Below are 19,607 nucleotides of genomic sequence, written 5' to 3'. Positions count from 1 at the left end.
GCAGATTGGCTATGACAATCATTTTTTCTAGATATTTTCAGTTGCCGATTAGAGTGATTAGATATAAGATTACTATTTGCCTTTTTTGTGCTCGTGAGGTTTTAAAGTTGGCGTGTTACCTGGCGTTTCCTTATTATCGCGTTGACGCCTGTCAGGTTTTCCTGTTGACTCGGCAATTCTTTTCGGACCTGGTTTAATTCCCATAATTATTTCTCCTTTTCTAGTTAAATACTGATTAAAGATACCGAAGGTTTCTTTGATTTTAATTATTAGTTATCAGTAAGTTATCAACATTAACCCAAGTTCTCAAGAGTAGGGCTTTCTAGGTATTTTGCTTTATGTGGAAGTGGATGCATCCTAAATTTATTGTATATGCTATTAATGAGTGGACAAAACAGACTTAATTTTGAAATTTCATTATAAAGTTGTGAAAAGATTAGTATTGACAGTCTAGGTTAAATAATAGAAAAACCTAGAGTTATTTACTTTGACACTTACAACTTTTTTGTTCTAAAATAGTCCTATCAAGGCATGAGGTACTTTGACAGGACTATAGTTTGTTGAGAAATTATATGAACTTTTTTCTCTCCAAATCTTCAATTATAGGCTCTATGAGTAATAGAAAGCGATTTAAGTGTTCAAAGTATTCCTCATAAGGGGTACCAAAAGATCATACCATAACTTTAACTTTTAATGTGAGAAACGCTTAAGTTTACCTCTATCATCAAACATTATGCTTTTTGCTTCATTCATCTTTTTTCCAATCCGACTTTTCTTGATCCTTGCATATCTCTGGGTCGTTCGGATATTTTTATGACCTAGCATTTTGCTCACGTCTTCCAAGGGAAATTGAAGTACATTCAGCATCATATCTGCAAAAGTATGACGTGCAAGGTGGCTGTTCAACGGCCTTCCGATACCACATAAATCGGAAAGTTCCTTCAGATAAGAATTGTACCTAAAATTACTGTTAATGGGTACTAAACGGTTATATATCTTGCAATATGCCGCATTTTCGTATTTTAGGATCAACTCATCGACAATCGGTAACACGGGAACCATTTCTGTTACCTTTGTTTTCCCACGCTCTTTTACCAGCCATTTTTCTTTATCTGATCCCACATATATGATATGGTCTTTGCTGAGGTTATAGATATCCTGATAGGCAAAACCTGTGAAGCATTGGAAAATGAATGCGTCTCTGACCTTTATTAGACGATTAATTGTAAGTTTCTTACGCCATATCTTTTCAACATCAGAGATTTCAAGAGGTATTATTTCTGGATCTTCCGAACCACACTTGAATTTTTCAATAGGATTTTTTAATAACCATTGATTTGCCTCAGCTATATTCAATATCTGCTTTAGGTTTTTAATCTGCTTCATTGCAGCAGCATCTTTTAATAATGGAGATCTCTCTAGAATAAGGTAATTATAAAATTTTTGAGCAAAGGAATATTCTATAGCTGATAAATCAATATCATCTATCTTTAATTTCTCTTTTAGGAATTCTGCGATCTTCTTCTTAGTGGCCTTCCATTGTTTTAGGGTCTCTTTTGACCTCAAAGCCTTTTCAACTAGCCTTTCAAACTCCTTGATATGGAAATCGACTAATTCCAATAATGAAGGAATATTGTTCGGATTATGCGATTTGATTTTTCCTTTGCTTTCAATCGGAACATTTCTGTATGAATTTTTCAGCATTGATGGACTGATGAATTCATACTTGGTTTTTAGAACTGTAAAGTTGACTTCCAAAACACTGCTGATTCGATTGAGTTCAGCATTTATTTTCTTGGCGTTTTGTGATCTGATGACCTTTTTAAGTTCGATGTCCCAATTGTTAATATGTACTTTTTGCCCAGTAGAAAACTCAGTGTCTTTGCCATCAATAGAAATTCTACAAATAATGGGGGCATGGCCTTTTAAATCTGCTTTTGATTTGCGGTGCCAGAACAGGATTTTTAGGGTTTGGTTACTTTTCATTTCTCAATCTTTTGGTAAAACATGTTGTTTTTCAGATTGTACTTCAAATGTTATTCAAGCCATTCTTGATAACTGGTGCCCAAATTTACCGATTACATTTGGGCACCGGAATGGGCACCAATTGTAGTGGATTATTATGATTAGAAATGAGCTATTATTTTTTGCGAATCGTAGTTTAAAAAGTCTTTTAAATAGAAAAGGCGCAATTTCTTGCGCCTTTCGTGATCCCGCTGGGATTTGCACCTAGTGCAAAAATCAGCGTTTACAATATTTTAGAGTGGTTTTGAAATTCGAACTCCCCGAATAACGCACCTTTTATTTAATAGAGAATAGCTGCAAATGCTATATATAAATATACTCTATTATCTTTAATAATACAAGTCAATTCTTTATAAATTAATGATATTAAATCTGGTCTCAATGCACTCTGGCATTTCGTTCAAACTCAGAGATGATATGGTTGAAATCTTTTGGAGGGACAGGTCTTTTTCCAATTTTTTTTCCCAGATAATATTTTATAAACTCGTCAAAAGGGAAGTTGTCAGAAATTGCATTATTTTGAGACGTATAATCGATATAAGCATTAATGCATGTGGCGAGTTTGAGTGTTCCGCTTGTAAAATAATCTTGCAGCTGGATTAGTGTATCAATATTTATAAGGATAACTTTTTTGACCTGATAAATTGGTATTTCTGCAGTGCTTAGAATATTCTTGAAACGTTGATTAATGAAGCGGTTAACTCCATAGGCCTCCAATGTCAGATCAGTATGTACTAAAATCGGGTATATTGTAGCTTTTGTAGGATCAATTTCATCGATATTGAGATCTTTATAGACCCCTTTTTTAAAATTGATGATATTGTTAGTTAATTGGGTTATTCCTTTGCTTTGTCCTGAATTTGCCTTTTCAAGTTTGTCGATAAGTGCAGCTTTTATTTTTGTTAAATCATTAGAGTGTTTAACTTCCCAATTGATCAATAGGTCTTTAAATTCGAAAATAAATACCTTTGAGCCTTCCCGGATATAATAATCAGGTTCAGATTGCTTTAGAATTTCCTTTAGTTTTCTACCATTGAGTCTAGTTTGACCATATCTATTAAAACAATTGTCAATGATCTTATAAAAAAGAACAGTTTCAGAGAAATGTTCACCCATATGCTGTTTTAAACTGCCAATATTAATTTTTGCCTGAGTTGCGAAGTCAAAAAGAAAACTCTGATAAAATTTGTCGATAAAAAGACGGTAGTCTAAATAGAGAAATTGATTATCTCCAAGTTTAAATAAAGGGAATTGCCGAATTGAGAGAAGGTCTGGATGAACCTCTTGTATGTTTCTATTGATCGCCAAATTATTGAAAAACCTCATGTAATTCTCATCCCCTTCTATCTGTACTTTTGTACTTATTTCGTCATTTAACGTCAATAGAAACATTTGATCCAAAACACGCCATAGGTAGCTTGCGTAAGTATCAATCTTCATCGAATCCAGGAAGTTTGCTAAGTATGCAGAGTATTTTTCATCCTGTTCGCAAAATTTAAAAAAATAATAGACCTTTAGAAATTGTACTTTATAATCTCTAATTGTGTTCAAATCAATGTTCTTAAACTGGATTGGCAAAATGTAGTCCTCGAATTGCTGAGAGCTTCCTGAGCCATCCCAGTTGAAGACACTTTCTTGCTCAGCGTTTACAATTGTATTGAAATAGAGTAGGCACTTAAATAGTATGGAATGATCCTTGGCTTTTAATTCACTATCGTCATCTTCACTGTAAACCAAAATGTGCTGAATGAGGTGAAGACATGCTTTTCTATCTAGAAATTGAAAGGAAGGATCTCCAATCAATACATTTTCATTTTGTGCAAATTCAGTAATTAATAACTTCTCACTATTTTCCATTTGCATCATCCACGAAAAAAGCTGATTTGATTGAAATCTAGTATCAGATCTTTTTCTCATATTATGACTATGTAGGGCAAAGCTGATTAATTCAAGTGCAGCTCTACGAGGTAGAGATTTGAGATTTTTTTGCAAATCTAATTCTGCCTCATATAGTATTCCATAAGAAAGTAAGTATCGATGGGAAATTTCTACGTGTTTCATAAATCAAAGACAGTGTTAATTTAGTGTAAAATACTATTTATTGAAGTTGACTAATAAAAATACGACGGGAACTTCTGGCAATTATGGTCTGATATAAAGTTTAACATTTAAGTTCTCCGTTGATCTGCTCTCGATGTCTTTTTCAACGCCACGAGGATTTTTCACCCTGTTTTCTGGATCATAAACAAAGCAAATGAGCCGTTTACAGCTTGGGTGATTTGCATAGTGAGCAACATCCAGAATCAACTGATTACCAATTTCCCTATCAGTGAGTTTCTCTCTTGTTTTTTTAACTTCAATTACGATTTGTTCTTCGTTAAGTAAAAAATCCATCCTTGCTGAACTACCAGCGAAAGATGGCCCATTTTCTTCTTCTCTGATATCTCGAAAATGCAATTTCAAAATGGAATGCAGAATGTCCTGAACATCGTACTCATCATTGACCTCAATTGAAGGCCTGTTATTATGCCTGTTTTTTAGCTGGTTGCAAAAATTATGGAAGTTGTCGAAAATATTCGTTAAAATGAGTTCATTGTGTTTAGAAGTATCTGGGGAATCTACCCGTTCTGTTTTAATCTCAACTTGTCTAAGTAAACGAGTAGCCAGCTCCAGAAATCCTGAAGCAGAAAAAGCCTGGGTAGTTGAAGCCACAAGATCAGCTGAAACATGGATATGGGGTGGAGTAGCCAACCCCCGATTAATCAAATGTACATTTCGTATTGCTATACTATTAGGCTGCATTTGTCTAAGGACAGTACTGATGTGAAATCCCCACTCATAATCTTCTATTTTTTGTAGCAGGTCAATTTCGTTGTAAAATTCTTCCTTATCCCGTATAGGAGAAAGTTCGGTAACGAGTTCCTGTTTGAATGATTTCAGGTTTTTGAGAAGATCAAAAATTTCCGATTGAATCTCCTCAATCTTTACATCATATTCTTTCTCAATTATTTGGTAGAAATAATCTGTTCCCACTTTTAAAGCTGAACCTGCTTGGCCTGCGTAGTCATAATAATCAAAATCCTCTTGACCCCAGCCACCTAACCATGCATCTTTAAATGAAGCGGAAAAATCCGAAATTCCCATCAAGATTTTGTGGATTTCTAAAAGTCTGCTTCCCTCAGTTTCCTTTATTTGACCAAGTTTAGATTTTATTTGAAGGAGTATTGTTTTATTAATCATAGTTCCAAAAGTAGGAAATATCAACATATCCTTATGTAAAGTGTATTCAGAAAACGTATCAACACAAAACACAAACCTCACTTTATAACATTTATATACATTATGCTATAGTTTCAAAATTTAAGATACTTGTGTATATTTAGAAGTTAGCGGCCATTTTAAGAGGGCACCAATGAAAAACTTACAAACATAGATGGCACATTATCCAAACATATTATTTCACTTTACAGCAAGACAAAGTTTATATGACATTTTGAACAACACTTTCAAAATTTCTTATGCAAGAGAGAGGATTTTAGGTGGAACAAAAATTAAAGAATTTGCAGTGCCAATGATTTCCTTCAGTGATTTAAGATTATCTGAACTTAAAGACAACATAGGAACTTACGGGAAGTTCGGGATAGGTATGACAAAAGATTGGGCAATAAACAAAGGGTTAAATCCAGTTATGTATGCAAGTGACAAAAGTCTCTTCACAGAAAATTTTATGACAGGCATAGAAGACTTTTTCAAACTCGTAAATAATACCGACGATATTTCAGGAAGATATGAAACAGCTTATAATAATACAATCAATACACTTCGATACATAAAAAACTATAAAGGCGACCTAATAAGACCAGGTAAAAAGACAATTTCAGATTATGTATTTGCTAACGAGCGGGAATGGAGATTTGTTCCGCCTATTTCCAACAATATTTTATCATTCGTTCCCATTGACCAAATAGGAACCTCACAACAAAAATCAAAATTTAATCAAAGAGTTAGTCATATCAAACTACATTTTCAACCTGATGACATAAAATATTTAATTGTTGAAAAGGACACCGACATTAACCCGTTAATAGCTCATTTAAGAATTGCAAAAGTTGGTTTTCCAGACGAAATAGTTGACAGACTTTCAAGCAGAATATTGACATACGAACAGATAGAAAAAGATGTATAAAAATAGCCGCTAACATGGGTTGGTATTAGTGCGGCTGAAGACTAAAGTGTTTTATAAATTTATCTTTAGTAGAAGATTGGGTATGACAATAAATGATTGCGTTTGGCTACCTTTATAGAAAAACAATTTTTTGATGTTTAATTGGCTCAGAAATATATTTGGTTCTCCAGCACATTCAAATAACGTTATGATAAATGATAGCATGAAGCATATTCACGAAGCAGTATCCAATCACTTAGCAATGAAAACAACTGGCGCACTGTTACTTACTGGGGATTGGGGAAGTGGTAAAACATATTACATTAAAAACATACTTTTTCCAAAAATAGAAGCAGATACAGGTATCAAATCAATTATTGTCTCATTGTATGGAGTAACCGATAAAAATAGCATTGCAAATAAAGTACTGTTTGCATACCTAGACAAGGTAGGTAAAAATAATCCCCTTTCTGTAGCAACGTTAGCGAAGGGCGCCCATAACGCATTGGAATCCTTCACTTGGCTTAAAAAATTTGTTGATGTTAATAAATTATTCGTAGGATCGGGTGAAGATTTATTTAGGCTTCTTCCAAAGGAAGGGCTATTAATTTGCTTCGATGATTTGGAGAGACTAAGCGACAAAATTAATACAGAGGACTTTCTTGGTATGGTAAATGAACTTGTGGAAAACAAGGGCAACAAAGTTCTGATCATTGCGAATGAGGGATTAATAGATGGCGGTATCAAGTTCAAAGAGAAAACAATTGAAAAAACAATACATTTTACAAATGATTTATCTTCGATTTTTGACAGTATTACCACTAGCTACGATGACATAGATTTTAAAAACTATCTGAATCAAAACAAGAATTATATAATAGCCAGCTTAAATCCAGTACAAGAAGATGAAGAGGAGGAGAAGAAACTAAGCGTATTATTTGCAAATATTCGCACCTTAAAATTTGCAATTGAGCATTTTCATTATGTTTTTAAATTGCTCAGTAAAACAAAGAATATTAGCGATGCTTTAATCCAAAAACAATTTAAAGACATTTGGCTATTTACCCTAGCTATTTCAATAGAATTTAAAAAACCAGGGAGTATTTCTTTTAAGGACAAAAAAAACCTTGATGCTCCATATAACCCCTTAACGAATGATCAGCTTGGAAATTTAATTTGGGCTATGGGTGATGATGAAGAGGAAAATCAGCCTGACAGTCACTTCACCTATCGAGACAAATTTGTAAAAACCTATTATACAAGGTTAGAAGAACAGTATCTGTATTTTGAACAAGTTTTTAACCTAATTACTGCAGGAAAAGCTATTGAAGAAGCATCATTTCTGACTGAGCTTGAAGAAATATACAAAATCAAAGATGGAGTAGTAAATCCTGCTGATGAATTACTCTCTAAATTTTTACATAATGGTTATTGGAATTTTGAAGATCACGAATTCAAACCAGCTCTAAAGGAACTTCTATCTCATGCTGAAAATGGGGAATTTCTGGATTTGCTTTCATATCTAAATGCTGGTGTCTATTTATTACGGTTCAACGAAATCCTAGATGAGTCTAAAGATGTTATAAAAGAGAAACTTAAAATAGGAATAATAAAAACTCTCGAGAAATTAAAAACGTCCATTCTTGCCAATACTCAATTAGATATGATTACCGGAAATTTTCAGGAAGAAAACCTAAAATCTCTAGTTGTTTTTATAAAAGAGCAACTAATAATAAAGGAAGCATCTGATTCAATCAAGGAAGTGCAGAGGATGGAAGATCTTTTTGTAAATAATCTTTCTGGTTTTGTTAAAGAGCTTCTCCCAACGTCTACTCATATTAGAACTCCCGATCCTTTATTATTCGATAAGGTGAAAATTGAAATTATAAATGGAGCGATCGCTCAATGGAAACCAAATGAAATTATGGAGTTGAGTTCACTTTTTCAAATCAGATATTTAGATCCATCTTATGCAGACAGATTAACTGACGAAATTCCATTCTTAGAAGCCTTACAACAAAATCTTAATGATTTTGATGATTCTAAAAGACCGCTTTCGTTAGACCTTATTAAAAATCAACTGATTCCAAAGATTGCAGAGTGTATAAAAACACTAAATGTTTATAAAGCAAAAATTGCAGAAGAATCACGGGGAGCAAATTAATTCGCGTACTTAATAACATTATCTTTTGCTTTTCAGGTTAGATAAGTTGTTTTGTTTTTCTTCCTTATCGTTGTATATAAAGTTATATTTGAGAAAATATCAAATATGACCGATGAATACAGAATTTTAGAATCTCAGATAAGAGAAATCTACGGAAGGGTGATATATACGCATAAAACCCACGAAAAGTGCGCTGATATACTTAAATCCAGAAGTGACTGTCTTAAATTAATCGAGGTCATTCTTTCAGCCCTTACCACGACAAGTATTCTTAGTGTTCTTTTCGGTTCGGGCATAACTTTTGAAATCATAGCAGCAGTTTTTTCAAGTGTGCTTTTATTTTTGACATTATATGCTAAAGACTTTGATCTCCTTGCAATTGCAGAGAAGCATAAACAGTCTGCATTGGAAATATTGGCCATTAGAGAAAGCTACCTTTCACTACTAGTTGACATCAAAATCGGTAATCGTCCGATAGATGAACTTCAAGCTAACCGTGATTTATTAAGCATTGAACTTATTAACACCTACAGAGGCGCACCTAAAACCATAAATAAGGCTTATAAGATTGCCTCTAAAGCACTACAGGAAAACGAGGAATTTACATTCTCAGATGCAGAAATCGATAAATTATTACCAATATCACTAAGAAGAACAACAATTTAAAATTAACACTCTAAATAATTAATCTAAATGCCGATAAATGAAGCTTTTGAATCATGTTTAAATAATCTTTTAGTTGATAATGAAGATAGCATCTTCCAAAAGATCAAGAGAATAGTTAAAATCCTTAATAAGGAATTATATAACATTGATAGTGATATTGAACATTCTTACATTATAGGAAGTTTTGGTAGAGATACAGCAATTAAGGGTGTCAGTGATCTTGACATTATATTTGCTCTTCCAGATGATCTGTATTATACTTACAATGCCTATGAAACTAATGGTCAAAGCGCGCTTTTGCAGAAAATTAGAAATATTATTGGCCTAACTTATAGCCAAACTGATATTCGTGGTGATGGACAAGTTGTTGTTATCCAGTTTACTGGATTTAAAATTGAATTGTGTCCAGCATTTTTAGAGTCAGACGACACCTTCACTTATCCAGATTCCAATGATGGTGGCAGCTGGAAAGTAACCAAACCTCTACAAGAGAATCTCGCAATGGAAGAACTCAACACTCTTTCAGAGCATACTTTAATTAGGCTATGCAGGTTTATAAGAGCATGGAAAAATAAATTTGGTCTGAAACTGGGAGGATTACTTATCGATACTTGGTGTTATGATTTCTTAAAGGAAAATATTCAATTTTATGATGAGGGATTCGACCATTTCCCAGAAATAATTAAAGACTTTTTTAATTATCTTTCGAATTTTAGTGCTGATCGTAGGTATTGGTATTCTCCTGGTGCTAAACAAAAGGTATATAAAAAGATTAATATCAATAGAAAAGTTAAGAAATCATTAGAGATCGCTACTGCGGCTTACGATCTTGAAGATGCAAATAAACAAAGTCAAAAATATCGCGCTCTTTTTGGGAAGGCATTTCCATACACTAATATACTACTGGAAAAAGCAGAAAATGTCATTAATAACGAAGAATTCGTGGAAGAGAGATTTCAACTGGATATTATTTATAGTCTCAGAATAGACTGTAAAGTTTCTCAGGATGGCTACAGAACGGAGTTGTTACGGAGTCTTAAAGTTATTAGAAATAAAAAATCATTACTATTTTTTATCTCCCATTGTGACGTGCCGAGGCCGTATGAAGTTTATTGGAAGATAAAGAACCTAGGTCAAATGGCAATAGACAAAAATATGATCAGAGGTCAGATAATAAAAGATTTGGGGCACGAGGAGCGAAAAGAAACAAGCACTTTTAATGGACCACACTATGTTGAATGCTATATTGTAAAAGATGGTATCTGCGTTGCTAGAGCGAGAATCAATGTTCCTATTTCTTTATAAAAATTGTCTTAAATATTGGCTAAATTAAAAAGCGTCAGCGAAATCGTATATGATTACTCCTATAGCTTAGTAATTCTTAAATTTGGTTAAAGCAATTTTTATCGTTTATGTAAGATAACTAATCCATGCCCAACAAATATTTTAAAGCACACGAAGCTTATGACCTTAATCCGCACCGCTATGATGTAGGTACGATCATCGGGCTCAAAAATGGCTACGAGGATAATCTTTTCATTAGAAAACTATTTACACTGCCAGAGCAGGAATATCCTGCTTATTACGGGTATCACCTAACCTATTATTTAGGAAAGGAACCGGAAGGCGAGGAAGAGTTTTTCACTTTTGTGTGGCAGATCGTCCTTAGACGCATCAATTTCATTGAGCATAAAAACCCCTTTAATTCAAGCCATGCACTTGATATGGAACTATTGGATAAGCTCACAAACTTTCAAAAGTATCTTCGCTCCATTGACCAGTGGCATACCCAAAAGACATTACCTGAAATTATTGCTGATCAGCATGCAGAAATCAGGAAGCAGCAATCAGAGATTGCAAGGCTAAAATCCGAACTGAATAAAGCCACTACATTGGAAAAGGAAGGTTATATCAATATCAGGGCAGGTAGAGCGCATACCCTCTATGATATTATACACCAGTTGCAGGATATTAAACTGCCCGATAAGTTGGAACTCTTATACCCTGCAGATCAGATTATCTGGCGAAGGATGATCTGTAAGTTCTTTCGTGAGGATCATAAGGAGATTAATTTTCATACCATACACCGCTATTTCCCAACCGATAAGAGAAACCTAGGCAATAAATACAAAGAGATTGACCAAAAAGATAAACTTCTAACGATCGTTATCGCTAAAAAGCGCAGTTGACTATAAAGGCATGGCTACATTTTGTTTCGCTTTGCCAAGATTGGTAACATTTTATCATTCAGCCGCTTAATTGTTGCCTAAAGCTTATCAAATCCCCCTCCAATTTAACCACGCAGATTTGCGTGGTCAATAATATTCATTCCCGTAGCATTCTTTTGTCCCAAAACAAAGGCTATGGAGATTATCAATGAACAAGCCCTTAGCCAGTGCATCCGGGATGCATTGCGGGCAGAACTACAAGAGCATTTTAAAACAGGCGGCAGTTCCAAGCAGGAACAGGAAGAACGCTTGTTGTCCAAACAGGAACTAGCCACCGAGCTTGGAGTATCGCTGGTCACGCTGACGGACTGGATGAAAAAGGGGCTGCCCTTTTTACGCCTGCACAGGCGTGTGTATTTCAAAAAAAGCGAAGTGCTTAAAATCATGCAACAAGACATTACAGATTAATTTAAGGAGGGAATTATTATGCACGTGGAGATCATCACTAAGGAAGATTTAAAACAACTAAAGACCGAAATGCTTGCCGAGATCAGGCAGCTTATTAAACCGGAAGACAGGCAGAGTAAGCAATGGCTGAAAAGCGCCGAAGTGCGAAAGCTGCTTAACATCTCACCGGGAACACTGCAAAACCTGCGCATTAACGGTACGCTACGATTTACAAAGATTGGGGGCATGATGTATTACAAACTCGAAGACATTACCAAGCTATTAGAGGGAGGAAACCAATGACAGAAACAGGCATCCATAACAAGACGGCTGACTACAGCAAACTAGTGAGACGCATGGGTGCAGACAGCCGGGTGCTGGCCACCCATGTCAGCCTGATTACTGCACTTTTTGTCTGCTGGCAGCATGAAGGCTTTACCAACCCTTTTGCCGTTACCCGCAAAAAGCTGATGGCCTATAGCCGGATCGCATCGATTGCCACATACCATAAATGCATCAAAGAACTAGATGCATTTGGGTACATCCGCTACCAGCCATCCTACCATCCGATCAGGGGCAGCCTGGTCTACTGGCCACCTGATTAAGCTGGGTCAACCGACCAGAAAAAGGTGCCGGGAAATCCCGGCGAAGTTTGCGCCCTGACGCTCCTTACAGGAGCCATCCGGGCATAGAAACAGCTAAGGTCTGCCGAAGCTTTTAGCACGTCAAACTCATGCGCTTTGTAGGGAGCAAGTTTATGTATTTGTTACACAAATACTCCCCTAAGCCTGCGGCAAAGGGGCAAAACTTGCTTCAAGCTCCCGATGGTCGCATGAAGTAGCAAAGCGTAAAATAAAAGCAGTTAAGTCATTTAATGAGCGAAAAATTATGACCATTACATCATCGAAGTCAGTTCTGAAAGACCAGGTAAACAACCAAGGTAAACCTGCTAAAAGTAAGGGTGGCGCACCACAGAAGAAAATCAAAAGGGCCAGTGGTATCCGTGTAAGGCTGACCGCTGCTGAGCGTTTTTTGATCGAATCCAAAGCGCGTGATGCCGGGATGCGGATCAGTGACTGGTTTAGATCGGCAGCTTTAAAAGCCAAAGTAGCAGCCAGGATGAACGCCGAGGACAGGCGCATCCTGCACCTGCTGGCAGGGATGGCCAATAACCTGAACCAACTGACCAAACAGGCCAATACCACTGGCATTATCAGTATTGCCATCAAGTGCGGATACCTGCTTTCTCAAATTGATCAAACCCTTAAATACCTGAACCGCCATGATGGGCAAGATTCCTAAATCAGGTAAAAGCTTTAAAGGCTGCGTGAACTATTGTGTATTAAAAAAGGATGCGGTGATCCTGTATGCCGAGGGCGTGCGTAAGGGCGAGGTTACCCACACTATTGCAGACTTCAATATGCAGCGGAAGATGCGGCCAGGCCTTGGGCTAGCTGTCGGACATATTGCACTCAACTGGAGCCCTGAAGATGCCGCAATACTCACCGATGAGCTCATGGTAAGTATTGCCAAAGAATACCTGGCGAAGATGAAGATTTCCGGCACCCAGGTGCTGATGGTCAGGCACCATGATACTAACCACGATCACCTGCATATTATTTACAACCGGGTGAATAATGAGGGCAAAACAATCAGTGATAAAAACCAGCGCTGGAATAATGTTAAGGCCAGTAAAGCGCTGACGCTAAAGTACGGTTTCTACATAGCTGAAGGAAAAGACAAGGTAAACCGTCAACGGCTTAAAGGTGCAGACAGAATAAAATACCAGCTGCATGACCAGATCAAGGCCATACTGCCCACGGTCAAAAATATGGATGAACTACAAAAGAAACTGTTAATGCAAGGAATTAAAATGCTGTACAAATACAAGAGTGGTACCCAGGAAGTGCAGGGCATCAGTTTCAGCAAAGCGGAATACCAGTTTAAGGGATCAGAAATTGACAGGAGCCTAAGTTACGGCAATATCAACAAGTTTAGTTTGGATCAGGCGCAGTCCCAAGAGGAACAGCAGATGAAAGGAAAATCAGCCCAGCCTAAAAGTCTGGCCGACGAAATCAGGGAAGCGATCAGGCAATCAGAAAACGAGGCAAAACAGCAGGATCAATATTCGCCACAGGAGCCAGAGAAGGGTTACTTGCCAGATGGGCATCAGGCCAATTTCCTCGGTGAGGTTTTTAAACATTTGCTCAGTGAAGGGGTTGACATATCAGATGACATCGATGATGAGGCCATCAACGGCCGTAATCGAAGAAGAAAACAACAGGCACGGATCAATAGCAGGTAACAATTAGAATTAATTATCAATATTTTCAAAGAAAGGAGTAATAAAATGAATAACCAGCAAACACCAGAAAAAACAGTCATGGACGAAGTGATAGAAAGCCTGATCAAAAAGACTGAAGTACTGGAAAAGGAGCTATCCGTTAAGCAGGATGCACTTTTAGCAAAAGAAGAACAGACTCAAGGCCTAATCACGGCCTTTGAAACCAAGTTCGGTAACGTCGTTATCCAGGCTCCCGAACCGGACTTATCGAAAGTCAATACAGTCCTAAAAAACGGCCTTGCGCTCATCAATCAGACGATGGAAAAATGGCCAAAGCCACTGACAAAAGCGTATCGTTTTACTCTATTCCCCGAGCAGATCAGAAGCGTGGAATATGTAAAAGCGGTACTAACCAGGATAATCCTGCTCATACTCATTTTGGTTTTTATGGGGCTGACCTATCTGCTTTTAAATGATCATTTAAAATAATTTGCCATCCACCAAGCTGAATGGCAAATCAAAGGGGGCGATTATTTCAAACCCTTTCGCTTTCAGATGGGTTGGTGTGTTACCTTTATTCAAACAGTTTGAGCAGGTCATCTTTTCCAAGCGACTTCATTATGCCTTCATCTGTCGGGATTAGTTCACCAGCAAGTTTTCTTTTCCTGTCCTGTATCTCCAAAATCTTTTCTTCAAGGGTATCCTTACAGATCATACGGTAAGCCATTACATGTTTGTCCTGCCCGATACGGTAACAGCGGTCGATGGCCTGGTTTTCTACGGCGGGATTCCACCATGGATCTACCAGGTAAACGTAATCGGCAGCAGTCAGGTTCAATCCGGTGCCTCCGGCTTTTAAACTGATCAGGAACACCCTGCAAGCCTCATTTTCCTGAAAGTTGATTACAGCGGACTTTCTCTGGTTCAGCTTAGTTCTGCCATCCAGGTAGGCATATGCAATGCCCTGCTGATCCAGGCATGAGCGAATCAGCCCCAGCATTCCGGTAAAAGCGGAAAAAACGAGTAACTTATGTCCGGCAGTTTTTTCCGTTATGTGCTCCATGAGTTCAATGATTTTGCAAGGTTGCTCATCAAAAGCAGGTGCATCTTTGACAATTCTGGGTGAATTACAGATCTGGCGAAGGGTAATTAATCCCTTTAATACATGAAGCTTAGAGTTTTCCAGTCCATCGGAATCTATTTTATCACTTAATTCAGCCTTGAATTGCCTGCGGTAATGGTCATAAATTTTTCGCTGTTTAGCCTCCATCTCACACCAGATGATCATTTCTGTTTTAGGCGGCAAATCAGTGGCAACCTGTTTTTTAGTCCTTCGCAAAATAAATGGCCTGGTCATTTTTAGCAAAGTACCAGCGCGCTCGAAATCCTGTTCATCGCCTTTGGCGCCAAGGTTTTCTTTGAACATCCTTAGACTGCCGAAAAAGCCAGGGTTGATGAAATTCATCAACGCATAAAGATCAGCCGAACTGTTCTCAACAGGCGTTCCGGTAAGGGCAAGCCTGTTTCGGGTATTAAATCCTACTACCATTTTAAACTTTTTTGAAAATGGATTTTTGATGGCCTGCGCTTCGTCTAAAATGAGGTAGTCAAAACTGATGGCTTGCAAAAAAAGAACATCCACAGCTGCCGTACCATAGGAGGTAATAATCAGATCATACTTCTGAAGTGCTGTTGCATTCTTTTCACGCTGTGTCCCGTGAAATACCAGGATAGATAAACGTGGACAGAATTTTTCGGCTTCCTGCTCCCAGTTGTAAAGCAGGGAAGTTGGGGCAAGCAGTAAATGTGGAGCCGTGGAAAGCCCTTTATTTTTGAAGTGCTGCAAGAGTGTCAATACCTGCAAGGTCTTGCCAAGCCCCATATCATCAGCTAACAGGCCTCCCCATTTTAAAGTATGCAGATGGCAGAGCCAGCTAAAACCAATCAATTGATAGGGCCGCAGTATAGCATTTACATGATCAGGAACTTCAATGAGTGGTATTTTGTCTTGCTGGCTAAATAGCCGATCCCTTGCTACAACCATATTAGCAAGATCCGGTCTTTCAGAAGGATCATAGAGCTGATCCAAAAGCATGTAATGCTGACCAGCCAGTTTGACCCCTTTACGGGTGAGCATACCACTTCTAAAAACTGTGGTCAGTTTTTCAAAGAATGCATCAGGCAGATAGATTGTTTTTCCGTTTTCAAGTATAAAGATATTGGAGCGCTTCTTTAACGCTTTATGGATTTCTTCGGAGCATAATTCATATTCTCCATAACGCATGGTAACATCAATATCAAACCAACCGTTTTCTTCCCTGATGTCAATTTTCATCTCTCCCGTCAGCATGTCATAATCAATATCGGTTAGGGTTTCCATTCCTGTAAACTGTATTCCGGTACCCATCAGGTTATAGGCTGTTTTAGCAAACCAGACTTCAGATTTCAGGGTTTCTTTTGGCAGGTAAAAGCAAGGTAAGTCCTGCTGCTTTATAAAAGCGGGATGAAGGGTAATAAAAAAATCCCTGAATGCTGCTTCTTCATTTTTATCGCGGTTCAATATTTGAACTTCTTTGCTACCGGTTTGCAGTAGTGCAGAACCGCCGGATTGTACAGGAAAGACATGGCCTTCATCATATTGTATTTCAGGGATAAAAGCGACATACTCTCCTTCATCTTTAACCCGTATATGCTTTCTCTTTACGCTCAAAAAGCTTGGAGTTGGTTTATTATCTATGTTAAAAGTGAAGGTGTATTGGCTGGTAAGTTTAGATAGGATGTTTTGATTGAAATTTTCCAGGTCATCATCCAGGATGGTAAAAGTTCCTCCGGCTTTAATCAATTCAGCCACAGCCTGTGCTTCTTCAAGGGAAGAAAACTGATAAAACGTATCCGACGCTTCGCTTAATGAAAAGAAAAACGGCTGGTATTCAGGAAGCAATTCACCAATTTCAAGATACTGATTCTCCCGTTTCGCATTCATGGTTAATTTATAATGTCCGCTATACTGGCTTAAGGTAAAGTGGAAACTGATCTGCTCATCGGATACTGCAAGCCGTTGCATTGAGCTTTTTGAAACATTGCCATTATAGTAAAATTTGTTTCTGAATGAACGATAAAACAGGTATTGATGATCCTTTAAAAGCGGAATGATTCTTTTCCAATAATTAAAGGCAGTATAGCGTAGCGCTTTTACTTCCTCTTTTGAAGAATTTCTGTATTTCTTATTGACCGTTTCAAAATCCAACAATTTATTGAATTCCATGCTATAAGCATGTAGTAACTGATCCATCGGTGCTAATCGTTTTGGCGCAATTTCAGGATCATAGAAGTTTACAAAGGCTTTAATGGCTCTGCTATCAGCAGCCCTGGTTGCATTACAAGCAATCAGAAAGGGAATCGGGAAATCACAATGGAAGGCAATAGCATAAGCTGTGATGCTCAAATCCTCCTCGAAAAGTTTAACAGGGGAAGGAAAAAATAGCGGATCGGATGAAAATTGACTACTATTAACTTGGTTTTCATAATTATAGATATGCCCGTATTCTGGCTTAGGCACTGCTGAAATATCATTTCGATAGTGGGTTTGAAGCGTTAAATATTGATTAAAGAATGCTGCATCGGTATAGGGATATTGCTTAAAGCGTTCAAAGAAGCCATCAGCGTTGGTTTCGATCATCTTTAAAAATAACCTTGCGGCATGCTTGCAAAGCCCAGTGACTTTGCTGCCACAGTTGCAGGATACCAGAATATGATCTTCAGCTATTTGGATATACTGTTCGAAATACTTCCTCCATCCTGAGCGGATGGTGAGCGTCTGGTTTTCAAAGCTCAATGCCTGGTAATTACAATAGCGAATTTCATCATCTTCAGGATCTTGGATGATGTTCAAATCTGATGGAGAAGGTAATTTTGAACCTTTATCTAATATGAGTTTGTAAGGCACTGAGGCATTTCTCAGTTGATCCCTAATATTGTCCTTAGTCATGTTGGGCGGTATTGATTAATAGTTCATATTTTGCCATCCAGTCCAGGAAAATTTCTTCTGCCCCTGCATGCAGTTTTTCTACCTTTCCAAATAGCGTCTCTAAGTCAGTAGGTTCGATGTTATATTTCTCATGATAGCGGTAGCCCAGGTAAGCGCCGTTTAAAATAAATAACAGCCTTTCATCTTCTTCGCTACCATCATCCATTAGAGAGAATAATCTGGTTGTTAGCCTTAGATTGAATTTCAATAGCGAAGAGATATTATGGGTGGTTTTATCCTGAGTGGTCAATGACCTGTTAAGTGCCCTCAGGCTAAGTTCTGCCGCCTGATGCAGCATAAACGCAGACAGGATTCTGTTTTCGCATTTGTATTGCAGTGCGGCGGTAAAAAAGGTTTTAGCTTTCGTCATTCCTGTATAGAAGTCCTGTTTTGTTTTCTCAATCTTCTCGGGCCTCTCATCTATTTTCAGTTTAGGCATAGGCTTGCTACAATCGTCATAAACCAGGCTATCCGGATTGCAGGACATGCTGAAATAGATATGCCCTTCGGTGATCATTTTATGGAAAAACGAACTTTTAAATAAGCTGCAACTGATGCGGTGATGTTTCATCAGGGCAAATTCAAATACTGTTTCAATATCAACGAAGGCCTGTGCATGTGTGTCCGGAATAACGAGGATCAGGTTTGCATGATCGGTTCCATCCTCACCGGGCTCGTGGTTAAGGCAGAATATTTTTTCGGGCGCAATAACTTCAGCCAGGAAACTGATAACAGCCGGAAAATTCCGTTCCTTAAAGTTTGCTAAATAATGAGAATTAATGTTAGGCGCTGCTGTATTTAGCGTCACATCTTTGAAGATGGGCTCATCTGCGTGATGGATGCGTACATAAGGCATGGATTGTTCAAGAAAAACTAACCACATCGCATCGATCATTTTGTCGAGGTGCTCCCTGACCAGTATAGCTTCGAACGCTTGAATGTGAAGGATTTCTGTCAACAAAACTTTTCCGTTTGCAGCATACAGAAGCGAATCTAGAATACCCTTCCACTCTGATAAACTTTTAAACCTGAAGAATGCATCTAATGAAGTGTTCGAATCACTAACTTCTATATTAGATCTTGTGGCAGATCGATAAATTTCTGATAGGTTATTATTAGTAGGTAATGGATTATAAATTGTTTGGTTATCGGTTTCCGGAGGTACCTGAATACTGTCTAAGGTAGTACTTGTATCGCTTTCTCGGATGACGAAGCTGAGTTCCAATAGCTTGATAAGCTGCTGATGGAGATAGAAATAGTCAGCATTTTCAACATTGGTAAAGGCGGCTTTCAGTAATTCGATTACCCCTGATTTCAGGCGCACTAAACTATTCTCTTGGCTACATAAAAAGCGTGCGATCTGGTAATGTGGACTGATGATGTCCTTTTCTTGTAAATAGCGGAATGAGGTTTTTTCGCTAACGGTTAATAGTGTTGTCATGTTAGGCTCTTTTAGTTTAAGCCAAATAACCTTACTAACTAGCGTCTAAATTAATATTTCAGGGTATTTTTTAGTTAATTTAGCGTTTTTTTTATTCCTTAAACTGGGATAAGATGCTCTTGGAGATGCTTGTTTTAATGTTTCAAAAGATATGATTATCTTTGATATTTAGTAATCAATAGCATATTGATCATTAACTTAAGTTTCATTTATAATCAAA

General features: G+C 37.5%; 17 protein-coding genes. 11 read left to right on the top strand and 6 right to left on the bottom strand.

From position 1 onward, the window contains the following. Positions 1 to 72 precede the first annotated feature (72 nt). The 4 genes from OQ267_RS19235 to OQ267_RS19220 all read right to left on the bottom strand — a co-directional run bounded on the left by OQ267_RS19235 (position 73) and on the right by OQ267_RS19220 (position 5,265). Complete coding sequence (locus tag OQ267_RS19235; protein ID WP_265837574.1) at positions 73 to 204, bottom strand: hypothetical protein; 132 nt, start codon at positions 202 to 204, stop codon at positions 73 to 75. Positions 205 to 690: 486 nt separating this feature from the next. Then, complete coding sequence (locus tag OQ267_RS19230; protein WP_265837572.1) at positions 691 to 1,986, bottom strand: site-specific integrase; 1,296 nt, start codon at positions 1,984 to 1,986, stop codon at positions 691 to 693. A gap of 417 nt (positions 1,987 to 2,403) precedes the next feature. Next, positions 2,404 to 4,086, bottom strand: a complete 1,683-nt coding sequence (locus OQ267_RS19225) for a hypothetical protein (RefSeq protein ID WP_265837571.1) — start codon at positions 4,084 to 4,086, stop codon at positions 2,404 to 2,406. Positions 4,087 to 4,167: 81 nt separating this feature from the next. After that, positions 4,168 to 5,265 (bottom strand): hypothetical protein, encoded by a 1,098-nt coding sequence (locus OQ267_RS19220; RefSeq protein WP_265837569.1) that lies wholly within the window; start codon positions 5,263 to 5,265, stop codon positions 4,168 to 4,170. 193 nt (positions 5,266 to 5,458) lie between these two features. Here OQ267_RS19220 and OQ267_RS19215 point away from each other — a divergent pair, with 193 nt between their 5' ends. From OQ267_RS19215 to OQ267_RS19165, 11 genes are all read left to right on the top strand, one after another. Further along, complete coding sequence (locus OQ267_RS19215; protein WP_265837567.1) at positions 5,459 to 6,211, top strand: abortive infection system antitoxin AbiGi family protein; 753 nt, start codon at positions 5,459 to 5,461, stop codon at positions 6,209 to 6,211. Positions 6,212 to 6,344: 133 nt separating this feature from the next. Further along, on the top strand, positions 6,345 to 8,354 hold the full coding sequence (locus tag OQ267_RS19210; protein WP_265837565.1) for a hypothetical protein: 2,010 nt from the start codon (positions 6,345 to 6,347) through the stop codon (positions 8,352 to 8,354). A gap of 105 nt (positions 8,355 to 8,459) precedes the next feature. Next, on the top strand, positions 8,460 to 9,020 hold the full coding sequence (locus OQ267_RS19205) for an SLATT domain-containing protein (RefSeq protein ID WP_265837564.1): 561 nt from the start codon (positions 8,460 to 8,462) through the stop codon (positions 9,018 to 9,020). A gap of 27 nt (positions 9,021 to 9,047) precedes the next feature. After that, positions 9,048 to 10,325, top strand: a complete 1,278-nt coding sequence (locus OQ267_RS19200) for an SMODS domain-containing nucleotidyltransferase (protein WP_265837563.1) — start codon at positions 9,048 to 9,050, stop codon at positions 10,323 to 10,325. Positions 10,326 to 10,450: 125 nt separating this feature from the next. After that, positions 10,451 to 11,209, top strand: coding sequence for a hypothetical protein (locus OQ267_RS19195; RefSeq protein WP_265837561.1), 759 nt, complete (start codon positions 10,451 to 10,453; stop codon positions 11,207 to 11,209). Between the two features lie 174 nt (positions 11,210 to 11,383). After that, on the top strand, positions 11,384 to 11,656 hold the full coding sequence (locus OQ267_RS19190) for a helix-turn-helix transcriptional regulator (protein WP_265837559.1): 273 nt from the start codon (positions 11,384 to 11,386) through the stop codon (positions 11,654 to 11,656). Positions 11,657 to 11,674: 18 nt separating this feature from the next. Beyond that, positions 11,675 to 11,938: a helix-turn-helix domain-containing protein gene (locus OQ267_RS19185; protein ID WP_265837557.1), complete on the top strand. Its 264-nt coding sequence runs from the start codon at positions 11,675 to 11,677 to the stop codon at positions 11,936 to 11,938. 53 nt (positions 11,939 to 11,991) lie between these two features. Beyond that, entirely contained in the window at positions 11,992 to 12,240 is a 249-nt protein-coding gene (locus OQ267_RS19180) for a hypothetical protein (RefSeq protein ID WP_265837594.1), read from the top strand. A 283-nt stretch (positions 12,241 to 12,523) separates the two neighbouring features. Beyond that, positions 12,524 to 12,937 (top strand): plasmid mobilization protein, encoded by a 414-nt coding sequence (locus OQ267_RS19175; RefSeq protein ID WP_265837555.1) that lies wholly within the window; start codon positions 12,524 to 12,526, stop codon positions 12,935 to 12,937. Then, positions 12,918 to 13,940: a relaxase/mobilization nuclease domain-containing protein gene (locus tag OQ267_RS19170; RefSeq protein WP_265837553.1), complete on the top strand. Its 1,023-nt coding sequence runs from the start codon at positions 12,918 to 12,920 to the stop codon at positions 13,938 to 13,940. The genes OQ267_RS19175 and OQ267_RS19170 overlap by 20 nt, the downstream gene beginning before the upstream one ends. Positions 13,941 to 13,985: 45 nt before the next feature. Then, the gene (locus OQ267_RS19165; RefSeq protein WP_265837551.1) at positions 13,986 to 14,408 is read left to right on the top strand and encodes a hypothetical protein; all 423 of its coding nucleotides are present in this window, start codon (positions 13,986 to 13,988) and stop codon (positions 14,406 to 14,408) included. An 85-nt stretch (positions 14,409 to 14,493) separates the two neighbouring features. Here OQ267_RS19165 and OQ267_RS19160 read toward each other — a convergent pair whose 3' ends face one another. Both OQ267_RS19160 and OQ267_RS19155 read right to left on the bottom strand, forming a co-directional pair. Further along, the gene (locus OQ267_RS19160) at positions 14,494 to 17,907 is read right to left on the bottom strand and encodes a DEAD/DEAH box helicase (RefSeq protein ID WP_265837550.1); all 3,414 of its coding nucleotides are present in this window, start codon (positions 17,905 to 17,907) and stop codon (positions 14,494 to 14,496) included. After that, positions 17,900 to 19,387: a HEPN domain-containing protein gene (locus tag OQ267_RS19155; RefSeq protein WP_265837548.1), complete on the bottom strand. Its 1,488-nt coding sequence runs from the start codon at positions 19,385 to 19,387 to the stop codon at positions 17,900 to 17,902. The genes OQ267_RS19160 and OQ267_RS19155 overlap by 8 nt, the downstream gene beginning before the upstream one ends. Positions 19,388 to 19,607: the final 220 nt, after the last annotated feature.

Source organism: Pedobacter sp. MR22-3, assembly GCF_026240075.1.
In the GTDB taxonomy this organism is placed as follows: domain Bacteria; phylum Bacteroidota; class Bacteroidia; order Sphingobacteriales; family Sphingobacteriaceae; genus Pedobacter.
This window is presented reverse-complemented; position numbering and strand designations above follow the sequence as displayed.